The organism is Streptomyces sp. NPDC021019, assembly GCF_044333295.1.
GTDB lineage: Bacteria > Actinomycetota > Actinomycetes > Streptomycetales > Streptomycetaceae > Streptomyces.
Window position 1 is genome coordinate 140,767 of the sequence record NZ_JBIRQR010000010.1, and the last position, 12,010, is coordinate 152,776.

The following is a 12,010-nucleotide window of genomic DNA, read 5'->3' on the forward strand; positions in this document are numbered from 1 at the left end:
CGTGTTCGGACGTCGCAAGAAGAGTGGTTCCGCCGAGGACGCGGCGGACGAGGTGCGCGAGGCCGAGCAGGTCGCCGACGAGCCCGAGGGCAGTGACGGCGCCGCCAAGGGCGCCCGTCGGATGAACCTTCCGCCGGCCCCCAGGCCGGACGGACCCTGGGACAGCACCGAGGTCACGCAGCCCGGCGAGGGCCGGGTCGACCTGGGCGGCATTTTCGTCCCCGGGGTCGAGGGCATGGAGCTGCGCGTCGAGGTGGCCGGGGACGCGATCGTCGCCGCCACCGTGGTGCTGCGCGACAGCGCGGTCCAGCTGCAGGCCTTCGCCGCCCCCAAGAAAGAGGGCATCTGGGGCGAGGTCCGCGACGAGATCGCCTCGGGCATCACCCAGCAGGGCGGCATCATCGACGAGGTCGAGGGCCCGCTGGGCTGGGAGCTGCGCGCGCAGGTCCCCGTACAGCTTCCGGACGGCACGGGCGGTGTGCAGCTCGTGCGCTTCGTCGGCGTCGACGGACCGCGCTGGTTCCTGCGCGGAGTGATTTCCGGTCAGGGCGCCGTCCAGCCGGAGGCAGCCGGGCTGCTGGAGACGATCTTCCGGGACACCGTGGTCGTCCGCGGCGAGGGCCCGATGGCTCCCCGCGACCCGATCGTCCTCAAGCTCCCCAACGACGCCCAGATGGTGCCCGAGGGCGTGCAGCAGGATGAGCAGGAGGGCTCGAAGTTCTCCGGCGGCATGGGCCAGCTCCAGCGCGGTCCCGAGATCACCGAGGTCCGCTAGCGGCACGCCGCGGCACTGAGCGGTACAGGCCGGTGGGCCGCACCCTTTCCGCGGGTGCGGCCCACCGGCCATTGCCCGGCCGTGCGCCGCACACACATACTGGCGGGCGAGACGCAGCCACGTGAGCACGTGAGTACGGGGGAGCATGATGACCGAGAGCACCAGCGGGCAGTCCGGCACGGCCCTGGCCGAGGACCCGGCCCGCACGGTCATGGTCGCCGTCGAGGACCTGCACCGCTCGTACGGGAGCGGAGCGGCGGCCGTGCACGCCCTGCGCGGGGTCTCGTTCGAGATCCCCCGCGGCGAGCTGGTCGCGCTCAAGGGCCGCTCCGGCTCCGGCAAGACCACCCTGCTCAACCTGGTCGGCGGCCTGGACACCCCGGACGGCGGCCGGATCACCGTCGACGGCACCGAGCTGTCGGGGCTCGGCGAGAAGGGGCTCCTGGAGCTGCGCAGGGACCGGGTCGGCTTCATCTTCCAGTCCTTCGGCCTCATCCCCATCCTGACCGCCGCCGAGAACGTCGGCGTACCCCTGCGGCTGCGCAAGGCCGACCCGGCCGAGCGCGACGAGCGGGTCGCCCTGCTGCTTTCCCTCGTCGGCCTCGCCGACCACGCCGAGCAGCGCCCCGGCGAACTCTCCGGCGGCCAGCAGCAGCGCGTCGCCATCGCCCGCGCCCTCGCCAACCGCCCCGCCCTCCTGATCGCCGACGAGCCCACCGGACAGCTCGACGCCGAGACCGGGCTCGCCGTGATGGAACTGCTCCGCGCGGTCGTCCGCAGCGAGAACGTCACCGCCCTCGTCGCCACCCACGACCCCCAGCTGCTGGGCCTGGCCGACCGGGTCCTGGAGCTGAGCGACGGCCACATCGTCGAACACGGCTGACGTTCCCGCAGCGCCCCCGCCCCCGCCCCGGCGCGCATCAGAGTTCCGTCAATACGCCCCCCACCTGCACTCCCTGGACCGAACCACGCCGCCCGGCGGAGTAGCGTCGAGGACGGCAGCCGCACCGGGCGCCACCGGCCCTCGCACGACAGGGCCGGACGGAAGAAGACAATGGGGCCATGGGACGCGGCACACTCCGGATCTATCTCGGCGCGGCACCGGGCGTCGGCAAGACGTACGCGATGCTCTCCGAGGCGCATCGCAGGGTCGAGCGCGGGACCGACTGTGTGGTGGCGTTCGTGGAGCACCACGACCGGCCGCGGACCGAGGTCATGCTGCACGGGCTGGAGCTGCTGCCGCGCCAGGAGCTGGAGTACCGGGGCACCGTCTTCACCGAGATGAACGTGGACGCGGTCCTGGAGCGGGCCCCGGCGGTGGCGCTGGTGGACGAGCTGGCCCACACCAACGTGCCCGGCTCGCGCAACGCCAAGCGCTGGCAGGACGTCGAGGAGCTCCTGAAAGCCGGGATCGACGTCATATCCACGGTCAACATCCAGCACCTGGAGTCGCTGGGCGACGTCGTGGAGTCGATCACCGGGGTCCGGCAGCGGGAGACGGTGCCCGACGAGGTGGTGCGCCGGGCCGACCAGATCGAGCTGGTCGACATGTCGCCCCAGGCGCTGCGCCGCCGGATGGCGCACGGCAACATCTACCGGCCCGACAAGATGGACGCGGCCCTCTCGAACTACTTCCGCCCCGGCAACCTCACCGCCCTGCGCGAGCTGGCCCTGCTCTGGGTCGCCGACCGGGTCGACGAGTACCTCCAGCAGTACCGGGGCGAGCACAACATCCGCACCCCCTGGCAGGCCCGCGAGCGCATCGTCGTCGGACTGACCGGCGGGCCCGAGGGCCGCACCCTCATCCGCCGCGCCTCCCGGATGGCGGCCAAGGGCTCCGGCAGCGAGATCCTCGCCGTCTACATCGCCCGCAGCGACGGCCTGACCTCCGCGTCCCCGAAGGAGCTGGCCGTCCAGCGCACCCTGGTCGAGGACCTCGGCGGCACCTTCCACCACGTCATCGGCGACGACATACCGGCCGCCCTGCTGGAGTTCGCCCGCGGCGTCAACTCCACCCAGATCGTGCTGGGCTCCAGCCGCCGCAAGACCTGGCAGTACATCTACGGCCCGGGGGTCGGCGCGACCGTCGCCCGCGAGTCGGGACCCGACCTCGACGTGCACATCGTGACCCACGAGGAGGTCGCCAAGGGTCGCGGCCTGCCCATGGCCCGCGGCGCCCGGCTCGGCCGCGCCCGGATCATCTGGGGCTGGCTCGTCGGCGTCGTCGGCCCCGTCCTGCTCGCGGTGGTGCTGCGCGGCATGGAGGACGCCCCCGGCCTCGCCAACGACGTCCTGCTCTTCCTCTTCCTGACGGTGGCCGCCGCCCTGCTCGGCGGGCTGCGGCCCGCACTCGCCTCGGCGGCCGTCGGAAGCCTGCTGCTGAACTACTGGTTCACCCCGCCCACCCACACCCTGACCGTCCAGGACCCGGAGAACCTCGTCGCCATCGTGATCTTCTTCGCGGTGGCGGTGGCGGTCTCCTCCGTGGTCGACCTGGCGGCCCGGCGTACCCACCAGGCCGCCCGGCTGCGCGCCGAGTCGGAGATCCTCTCCTTCCTCGCGGGCAGTGTGCTGCGCGGCGAGACCGCTCTGGACGCCCTGCTGGAACGGGTCCGCGAGACCTTCGCCATGGAGTCCGTCGCCCTGCTGGAACGCAGCAGCGACATCGAACCGTGGACCTGCGCCGGATCCGTCGGGCCGGCCCCGGTCACCCGCCCCGACGACGCCGACGTGGACATGCCGGTCGGCGACAACATGGCCCTCGCGCTGTCCGGCCGGGTGCTGCCCGCCGAGGACCGCCGGGTGCTCGGCGCGTTCGCCGCCCAGGCCGCCGTCGTCCTGGACCGACAGCGCCTGGTCGGGGAGGCCGAGCAGGCCCGCAGGCTCGCCGAGGGCAACCGGATCAGGACCGCCCTGCTCGCCGCCGTCAGCCACGACCTGCGCACCCCGCTGGCCTCCATCAAGGCCGCCGTGAGCTCGCTGCGCTCCGACGACGTGGCCTGGTCCGAGGAGGACGAGGCGGAGCTCCTGGAAGGCATCGAGGACGGCGCCGACCGGCTGGACCACCTGGTCGGCAACCTTCTGGACATGTCCCGCCTCCAGACCGGCACCGTGACCCCGCTGATCCGCGAGATCGACCTCGACGAGGTGGTCCCCATGGCGCTCGGCGGCGTCCCGGAGGGCAGCGTCGAGCTCGACATCCCCGAGACGCTGCCGATGGTCGCCGTCGACCCGGGGCTCCTGGAGCGGGTCGTCGCCAACATCGTGGAGAACGCCGTCAAGTACAACCCAGGCCAGGAGCCCGTCGCCGTGGCCGCCAGCGCCCTCGGCGGCCGGGTCGAGCTACGGGTCGTGGACCGCGGCCGGGGCGTCCCCGACGAGGCCAAGGAGCGGATCTTCGAGCCCTTCCAGCGGTACGGGGACGCCCCGCGCGGCGCCGGAGTGGGTCTCGGCCTCGCCGTCTCCCGCGGCTTCGCCGAGGCCATGGGCGGCACCCTCGATGCCGAGGACACCCCCGGCGGCGGGCTGACCATGGTCCTGACCCTCACCGCGGCGCCGGGCGGCGTCCGGACGGAGGCCGAGCTGCCGGCCCGGGCCACCTCATGACGGGGCCCCGAATCCCGGGCCACCTCATGACATGCCCTCGCGGCCCGGGACACCCGCGGGCGTACGCCGCCCGTCCCCGGGCGCTTCCCGCCGCCCCCTCCTCCCCGTACAGCACAGCTCTCCCCTCCTCCCCGTGCAGCAGAAAGGCAGGTCCGCGATGACCAGGGTGCTTGTGGTCGACGACGAGCCGCAGATCGTCCGCGCCCTCGTGATCAACCTGAAGGCGCGGCAGTACGAGGTCGATGCCGCGCCCGACGGGGCGACCGCCCTCCAGCTCGCCGCCGCCCGCCACCCCGACGTCGTCCTCCTCGACCTCGGGCTGCCCGACATGGACGGGGTCGAGGTGATCAGGGGCCTGCGCGGCTGGACCCGGGTGCCCATCCTCGTACTCTCCGCGCGCCACACCTCCGACGAGAAGGTGGAGGCCCTGGACGCCGGCGCGGACGACTACGTCACCAAGCCGTTCGGCATGGACGAGCTGCTGGCCCGGCTGCGCGCCTCGGTGCGCCGGGCGGAACCGGTCGGCCAGGAGGGCGGCGCCGAAGACATCGCGCTGGTCGAGACGGCGGGCTTCACCGTCGACCTGGCGGCGAAGAAGGTGCACCGGTCCGGGCGCGACGTACGCCTCACCCCCACCGAATGGCATCTGCTGGAGGTCCTCGTCCGCAACAACGGCCGGCTGGTCAGCCAGAAACAGCTCCTCCAAGAGGTCTGGGGCCCCTCCTACGGCACCGAGACCAACTATCTGCGGGTCTACATGGCCCAGCTGCGCCGCAAGCTGGAGGCGGACCCCTCGCACCCCCGGCACTTCGTCACCGAACCGGGCATGGGCTACCGCTTCGAGCGCGGCTGACGGGTGCCGGCTCACCCTTTCGAGTGGTCGCCCAGCGCCTCCGTGTACCGCCCGCAGGACCGGTACCCTTCGGGTATGAGTGTCGTTCCCCGATCCGAGAAAGCCGGGAAGGCCGGGAAGGCGGCGAGACCTTCCGGGCGCTTCCGCCGTATGCTCGACCGGCTCTCCAGCTCCCAGGAGGACCTGGAGTCCCAGGAGCTGCGGGAGGACGCGCAGGTCACCGGATGCACCCGGATCTCCGAGTGCTCCGATCGGCAGATCGTGAAGGTGGCTGGTACGTTGCGGACCGTCACCCTCCGTCCCCGGGCCGGAGTGCCCGCCCTGGAGGCGGAGCTCTTCGACGGCACCGAGCCGCTGGACGTGGTCTGGCTCGGCCGTCGTTCCATCGTCGGCATCGAGCCCGGCCGCAGGATCATCGCCTCGGGGCGGGTCGCCATGAGCCATGGCCGCCGGGTGCTGTTCAACCCCACATACGAACTCCGACCGCTCGGCAAGGAGTAGCCGGTGACGTCTCTCGACAAGCCGACGTCCGAAACGGACCAGCCCCACCGCACGGACCCGCAGCACGCCGGCGGGAGGCACGCCGCTCAGCAGGACGACGCGAAGGCCGTCACCGAGGCCGCCCTCTTCGAGGCCTTCGGCGGTGTGCGAGGCATGGTGGAGACCGTCCTCCCCGGACTGCTTTTCGTCACGATCTTCACCATCAACAAGAACCTGAACGCCTCGGCCATCGCCGCCCTGGCGGTGTCCCTGGCCCTCGTCGCCGTCCGGCTCATCCGCCGGGACACCGTCAAGCACGCCTTCAGCGGCGTCTTCGGGGTGGCCTTCGGCGTCGTCTTCGCGAAGATGACGGGCGAGGCCAAGGACTTCTACCTGCCGGGCATGCTCTACACCCTGGGCCTCGCGGTCGCCTACATCGGCACCGCCGTCGCCGGGGTGCCGCTGATCGGCCTGATCCTCGGCCCGGTCTTCAAGGAGAACCTCTCCTGGCGGACCCGTAACCCGGGCCGGAAGAAGGCGTACACCAAGGCCAGTTACGCCTGGGGCTTCATTCTGCTGGCCAAGTGCGCGATCCTCTTCCCGCTCTACTGGTGGGCCGACACCACCGAGTTCGGCTGGGTGCTCATCGCGCTGAAGATCCCGCCGTTCCTGCTCGCGGTCTACCTGACCTGGGTCTTCCTCGCGAAGGCGCCGGCGCCCATCGACGTCTTCGCCGAGATGGAGGCCGAGGAACAGGCCGAGAAGGAGCGCAAGGCGCGGGCCGCCGCGGCGCTCCGCGACCCGGACGCCTGACCCGTATCCGTACACCCGGCATCCCAGGGGAAGGGGCCCGGAACCGCTGAGCGGTTCCGGGCCCCTTCCCCTGGCTCTGCCGGTCAGTGCTCCGGTCCGGTCGGTCAGTCCTCCGAAAGGTCGCGGCGGACCGACAACAGGTCCTCCAACTGTTCCTCGCGCGCCTGGGCGGCCACGAACAGCAGCTCGTCACCGGCCTCCAGGGACTCCTCGGGGCTCGGCGTCAGCACCCGGGTACCCCGGATGATCGTCACCAGCGAGGTGTCCTCGGGCCAGGCGACGTCCCCGACCCGGGTGCCGGCCAGCGCCGACTCCGGCGGCAGGGTCAGCTCCACCAGGTTGGCGTCGCCGTGGCTGAAGCGCAGCAGCCGGACCAGATCGCCGACGCTCACCGCCTCCTCGACCAGGGCCGACATCAGACGCGGCGTCGACACGGCGACGTCCACGCCCCAGGACTCGTTGAACAGCCACTCGTTCTTCGGGTTGTTCACCCGGGCCACCACGCGCGGCACGCCGTACTCGGTCTTGGCGAGCAGCGAGACGACCAGATTGACCTTGTCGTCACCGGTCGCGGCGATCACCACGTTGCACCGCTGCAGCGCCGCCTCGTCCAGCGACGTGATCTCACAGGCGTCCGCGAGCAGCCACTCGGCCATCGGGACCCGTTCCACCGAGATGGCGGTCGGCGCCTTGTCGATCAGCAGCACCTCGTGCCCGTTCTCCAGCAGCTCGGCGGCGATGGAACGGCCCACCGCGCCCGCCCCGGCAATCGACACACGCATCAGTGACCGTCCTCCTCGGGACCTTGGGCGAAGGCCTCTTCGACCTTGGCGATCTCGTCCGTACGCATCATCACGTGGACCAGGTCGCCCTCCTGGAGGACGGTCTGCGAGCTCGGCAGCATGGCCTCGCCCAACCGGGTGAGGAAGGCGACGCGGACCCCTGTCTCCTCCTGGAGCGTGCTGATCTTGTGGCCGATCCAGGACGGCGTCGTGTGCACCTCGGCGAGCTGCACACCCCCGCTCGGATCGCGCCACAGGGGCTCGGCGCCCGAAGGCAGCAGCCGCCGCAGCATCTGGTCCGCCGTCCAGCGGACCGTCGCCACGGTGGGGATGCCGAGGCGCTGGTAGACCTCGGCGCGGCGGGGGTCGTAGATCCGCGCGGCGACGTTCTCGATGGAGAACATCTCGCGGGCCACCCGGGCCGCGATGATGTTCGAGTTGTCGCCGCTGCTGACCGCGGCGAACGCCCCGGCGTCCTCGATGCCCGCCTCGCGGAGGGTGTCCTGGTCGAAGCCGACCCCGGTGACCCGGCGACCGCCGAATCCGGACCCCAGGCGACGGAACGCCGTGGGGTCCTGGTCGATCACCGCGACGGTGTGCCCCTGCTGTTCCAGGGTCTGTGCGAGAGCGGCCCCGACGCGCCCGCAGCCCATGATGACGATGTGCACTGTGCGCCTACCCCGCCGTCCTGGTCATCCGGCTGACCTGCGAAAACACGCTGCTCACACTTCTCTCTCAGCTTGCTGGGCCACCAACGGGACACACACCCGCGGCGCGGCCCGGAGTCGAGCTTAAGCGCCGGAGAAGCCGATCCCTCATCCGAGTGTCCGCATCCTCGCGCACTCCGGCAAAGGGAAAGCAAAATAGGCCGAACGGGCGCAAGGATTGCGTTAAAGAATTACGGGGCGTTCTCCGCCGACCGCAGGAGATTGCGGGGCCACGTCGAAAGGGCGTGCGTTTCGGCCACGGGCTCCGCTTACGATCCTCAGCGTGTCCAAACTGACCGACCTGCCCAAACGGATCCTGATCGGCCGGGCGTTGCGCAGCGACAAGCTCGGGGAGACCCTCCTCCCCAAGCGCATCGCACTCCCCGTCTTCGCGTCCGACCCGTTGTCCTCGGTGGCCTACGCACCGGGAGAAGTCCTCCTCGTGCTGTCCATCGCGGGAGTGTCGGCGTACCACTTCAGCCCCTGGATCGCCGTCGCGGTCGTCGTCCTCATGTTCACGGTCGTCGCCTCCTACCGGCAGAACGTCCGCGCCTACCCGAGCGGCGGCGGCGACTACGAGGTCGCGACCACCAACCTCGGCCCCAAGTCCGGACTGACCGTCGCCAGCGCCCTGCTCGTCGACTACGTCCTCACCGTCGCCGTGTCGATCTCCTCCGGCGTCGAGAACCTCGGCTCCGCGATCCCGTTCGTCATCGAGCACAAGACGCTCTGCGCCATCGGCGCCATCGTCCTGCTCACCCTGATGAACCTGCGCGGCGTCAAGGAGTCCGGAAAGCTCTTCGCCATCCCCACCTACCTCTTCGTGGCCGGCGTCTTCCTCATGATCCTGTGGGGCGCGTTCCGGGGCGTGGTCCTCGGCGACACGATGCACGCCCCCACCGCCGACCTGGAGATCAAGCCGGAACACGAGGGGCTGGCCGGCCTCGCGCTCGTCTTCCTCCTCCTGCGGGCCTTCTCCTCCGGCTGCGCCGCCCTCACCGGGGTCGAGGCGATCAGCAACGGCGTGCCCGCGTTCCGGAAGCCGAAGAGCAGGAACGCCGCGACCACGCTCGCCATGATGGGGCTGCTCGCCGTCACCATGTTCTGCGGCATCATCGGCCTGGCCCTGGCCACCGACGTCAAGATGGCCGAGAACCCGGCGGCCGACCTGATCCGCGACGGCGTCCCGGTCGGCGCCGACTTCACCCAGGACCCGGTCATCGCCCAGGTCGCCGAGGCGGTCTTCGGCCACGGTTCCCTCCTCTTCGTGATCCTCGCGGCCGCCACCGCCCTGGTCCTCTTCCTCGCCGCCAACACCGCGTACAACGGCTTCCCGCTGCTCGGCTCGATCCTCGCCCAGGACCGCTACCTGCCGCGCCAGCTGCACACGCGCGGCGACCGCCTGGCCTTCTCCAACGGCATCGTGCTGCTGGCCGGTGCGGCGATCCTGCTGGTCTGGGTCTACGGAGCCGACTCCACGAAGCTGATCCAGCTCTACATCGTCGGGGTGTTCGTCTCCTTCACCCTCAGCCAGACCGGCATGGTGCGGCACTGGAACCGCCTGCTGACCGACGAACGGGATCAGGCGAACCGCCGCCACATGATGCGCTCCCGCGCCATCAACGCCTTCGGCGCCTTCTTCTGCGGCGTGGTCCTGGTGATCGTCCTCGCCACCAAGTTCACCCACGGCGCCTGGGTGGCCCTGCTCGGCATGGTCATCTTCTACGGCACGATGACCGCGATCCGGAAGCACTACGACCGGGTCGCCGCCGAGATCGCCGCCGACGAGACGCCCGCGGACGAGAGCGTGCGCCCCTCCCGCGTCCACGCCATCGTCCTCGTGTCCAAGCTCCACCGCCCCACACTGCGCGCCCTCGCGTACGCCCAGTTGATCCGCGCCGACCGCCTGGAGGCGCTCTCCATCAGCGTCGACCCGGACGAGACGAAGGCGCTGCGCGAGGACTGGGAACGGCGCGCCATCAACGTTCCCCTCAAGATCCTCGACTCGCCCTACCGCGAGGTGACCCGCCCGGTCATCGAGTACGTGAAGGGCCTGCGCCGCGAGAGTCCACGCGACGTGGTCAGCGTCTACATCCCCGAGTACGTGGTCGGCCACTGGTACGAGCACCTGCTGCACAACCAGAGCGCCCTGCGCCTGAAGGGCCGCCTGCTCTTCACCCCGGGCGTCATGGTGACCTCCGTCCCGTACCAGCTCCAGTCCTCCGAGGCGGCGAAGAGGCGGGCACGCAAGCGCGCCGAATGGAACGCCCCGGGCTCGGTCCGCCGGGGCCCGGTCGAGCGGAGGCACAAGGAGCCGAACCGCAAGAGGTGAGACCGCCACGGGGGAGACCGGCCGGTGGCGTGCGAACGTCAGGACCCCGTCCGGAAGGCGCGAGGCGGCGGGGCCGGTCGTGGTAAGCACCCTGACCCCGTCCGCGTAGACTGGTGGGCTGTTGTCCGGCCGCAGGCCCGACCGTTTGCCCCCTTTCTCCCTGGAGCCTCCCCTCATGCAGAACGAACCCACATCGTCGCTGGTCGGGGAGGAGTACGAGGTCGAGGTCGGGCCCGTCGCACACGGCGGCCACTGCATCGCCCGCACCGCCGGGAACCAAGTGCTCTTCGTACGCCACACGCTCCCCGGTGAGAAGATCATCGCCAGGGTCACCGACGGCGACACGGACTCCCGCTTCCTGCGGGCCGACGCGGTACGGATCATCGAGCCGTCCAAGGACCGCGTCGAGGCGCCCTGCCCGTACGCCGGCCCCGGCATGTGCGGCGGCTGCGACTGGCAGCACGCCAAGCCGGGCGCGCAGCGCCGCCTCAAGGGCGAGGTCATCGCCGAGCAGCTCCTGCGGCTGGCTGGCCTGACTCCCGAGGAGGCGGGCTGGGACGGCACGGTCATGCCGGCCGAGGGCGACAAGCTCCCCGCGGGCGAGGTGCCGGCCTGGCGCACCCGCGTCCAGTACGCCGTCGACGGCGACGGCCGCGCGGGCCTGCGCAAGCACCGCTCGCACGACGTCCAGCCGATCGACCGTTGCCTGATCGCCGCGCCGGGCGTTTCGGAGCTCGGCGTCGAGAAGCGCGAGTGGCCCCAGATCGCCGCGGTGGAGGCCATCACCGCCACCGGCTCCAGCGACCGCCAGGTCATCCTCACCCCGAAGCCCGGCGGCCGGCTCCCCCTGGTCGAACTCGACCAGCCGGTCTCCGTGCTCCGCGTCGACGAGAAGGACGGCGGCGTCCACCGCGTCCACGGCCGCGCCTTCGTCCGCGAGCGCGCCGACGACCGCACCTACCGCGTCGGCTCCGGCGGCTTCTGGCAGGTCCACCCCCAGGCGGCCAACACCCTGGTCCGCGCGGTCATGCAGGGCCTGCTGCCCCGCAAGAACGACACCGCCCTAGACCTCTACTGCGGCGTCGGCCTGTTCGCCGGCGCCATCGGCCAGCGCCTCGGCGAGAAGGGCGCGGTCCTCGGCATCGAGTCCGGCAAGCGCGCGGTCGAGGACGCCCGCCACAACCTGAAGGACCTGGACCGGGTCCGTATCGAACACGGCAAGGTCGACCAGGTCCTGCCGCGCACCGGCATCACGGAGTGCGACCTGATCGTCCTGGACCCGCCGCGCGCGGGCGCGGGCAAGCAGGTGGTCAAGCACCTGTCGGGACTGGGCGCACGCAAGATCGCCTATGTGGCCTGCGACCCGGCGGCGCTGGCACGGGACCTGGCGTACTTCCGGGACGGGGGGTACAAGGTGCGGACGCTGCGGGCGTTCGACCTGTTCCCGATGACCCACCACGTGGAGTGCGTTGCCATCCTTGAACCGGTCACAAAGGGCACCTGACCTGCGGTTTCGTGCGTGCGCATTATGTGCGGTGTGGGCGTTACGGGCGATATCTTGACGCTGAAATGACGCTCGTGACGCTCATTTGACGCTCGTTCTGATGGGGTGTCAGTCTGACGATCGTGCAGGTCGCGCTGGGTACCGGATGTAGTTTCCGA

10 protein-coding genes are annotated in these 12,010 nt (G+C 71.1%); 8 read left to right on the forward strand and 2 right to left on the reverse strand.

Annotated features, from left to right (window positions below):
* The first annotated feature begins 1 nt into the window (after window position 1).
* The 6 genes from ACH4RG_RS34610 (at window position 2) to ACH4RG_RS34635 (ending at window position 6,527) form a co-directional block, all read left to right on the forward strand.
* Complete coding sequence (locus ACH4RG_RS34610) at window positions 2-775, forward strand: DUF3710 domain-containing protein (RefSeq protein WP_397925433.1); 774 nt, start codon at window positions 2-4, stop codon at window positions 773-775.
* 148 nt (window positions 776-923) lie between these two features.
* Window positions 924-1,658, forward strand: coding sequence for an ABC transporter ATP-binding protein (locus ACH4RG_RS34615; protein WP_361881308.1), 735 nt, complete (start codon window positions 924-926; stop codon window positions 1,656-1,658).
* Between the two features lie 179 nt (window positions 1,659-1,837).
* Window positions 1,838-4,381, forward strand: a complete 2,544-nt coding sequence (locus ACH4RG_RS34620) for a DUF4118 domain-containing protein (RefSeq protein ID WP_397925435.1) — start codon at window positions 1,838-1,840, stop codon at window positions 4,379-4,381.
* A gap of 157 nt (window positions 4,382-4,538) precedes the next feature.
* Window positions 4,539-5,234 carry a response regulator gene (locus ACH4RG_RS34625; RefSeq protein ID WP_397932428.1) on the forward strand — a complete coding sequence of 232 codons (696 nt, stop codon included), beginning with the start codon at window positions 4,539-4,541 and terminating at the stop codon, window positions 5,232-5,234.
* Window positions 5,235-5,309: 75 nt separating this feature from the next.
* Window positions 5,310-5,735, forward strand: a complete 426-nt coding sequence (locus tag ACH4RG_RS34630) for an OB-fold nucleic acid binding domain-containing protein (RefSeq protein WP_397925439.1) — start codon at window positions 5,310-5,312, stop codon at window positions 5,733-5,735.
* Window positions 5,736-5,738: 3 nt separating this feature from the next.
* Window positions 5,739-6,527, forward strand: coding sequence for a DUF3159 domain-containing protein (locus tag ACH4RG_RS34635; RefSeq protein ID WP_397925441.1), 789 nt, complete (start codon window positions 5,739-5,741; stop codon window positions 6,525-6,527).
* A gap of 104 nt (window positions 6,528-6,631) precedes the next feature.
* On the opposite strand, the gene ACH4RG_RS34640 is transcribed toward ACH4RG_RS34635, so the two are convergent.
* Both ACH4RG_RS34640 and ACH4RG_RS34645 read right to left on the reverse strand, forming a co-directional pair.
* The gene (locus ACH4RG_RS34640; RefSeq protein ID WP_215104752.1) at window positions 6,632-7,309 is read right to left on the reverse strand and encodes a TrkA family potassium uptake protein; all 678 of its coding nucleotides are present in this window, start codon (window positions 7,307-7,309) and stop codon (window positions 6,632-6,634) included.
* On the reverse strand, window positions 7,309-7,977 hold the full coding sequence (locus tag ACH4RG_RS34645) for a potassium channel family protein (protein ID WP_397925443.1): 669 nt from the start codon (window positions 7,975-7,977) through the stop codon (window positions 7,309-7,311). The genes ACH4RG_RS34640 and ACH4RG_RS34645 overlap by 1 nt, the downstream gene beginning before the upstream one ends.
* 322 nt (window positions 7,978-8,299) lie before the next feature.
* Here ACH4RG_RS34645 and ACH4RG_RS34650 point away from each other — a divergent pair, with 322 nt between their 5' ends.
* On the forward strand, window positions 8,300-10,348 hold the full coding sequence (locus ACH4RG_RS34650) for an APC family permease (protein ID WP_397932426.1): 2,049 nt from the start codon (window positions 8,300-8,302) through the stop codon (window positions 10,346-10,348).
* A 175-nt stretch (window positions 10,349-10,523) separates the two neighbouring features.
* Entirely contained in the window at window positions 10,524-11,852 is a 1,329-nt protein-coding gene (locus ACH4RG_RS34655) for a class I SAM-dependent RNA methyltransferase (RefSeq protein ID WP_397925447.1), read from the forward strand.
* Window positions 11,853-12,010 lie beyond the last annotated feature (158 nt).

What these genes read in the sequence shown, in the direction of transcription:
- ACH4RG_RS34615 (WP_361881308.1), top strand. Translation starts at nt 924, where the DNA reads ATGACCGAGAGCACCAGCGGGCAGTCCGGCACGGCCCTGGCCGAGGAC.
- ACH4RG_RS34630 (WP_397925439.1), top strand. Translation starts at nt 5,310, where the DNA reads ATGAGTGTCGTTCCCCGATCCGAGAAAGCCGGGAAGGCCGGGAAGGCG.
- ACH4RG_RS34620 (WP_397925435.1), top strand. Translation starts at nt 1,838, where the DNA reads ATGGGACGCGGCACACTCCGGATCTATCTCGGCGCGGCACCGGGCGTC.
- ACH4RG_RS34640 (WP_215104752.1), bottom strand. Translation starts at nt 7,309, where the DNA reads ATGCGTGTGTCGATTGCCGGGGCGGGCGCGGTGGGCCGTTCCATCGCC.
- ACH4RG_RS34655 (WP_397925447.1), top strand. Translation starts at nt 10,524, where the DNA reads ATGCAGAACGAACCCACATCGTCGCTGGTCGGGGAGGAGTACGAGGTC.
- ACH4RG_RS34625 (WP_397932428.1), top strand. Translation starts at nt 4,539, where the DNA reads ATGACCAGGGTGCTTGTGGTCGACGACGAGCCGCAGATCGTCCGCGCC.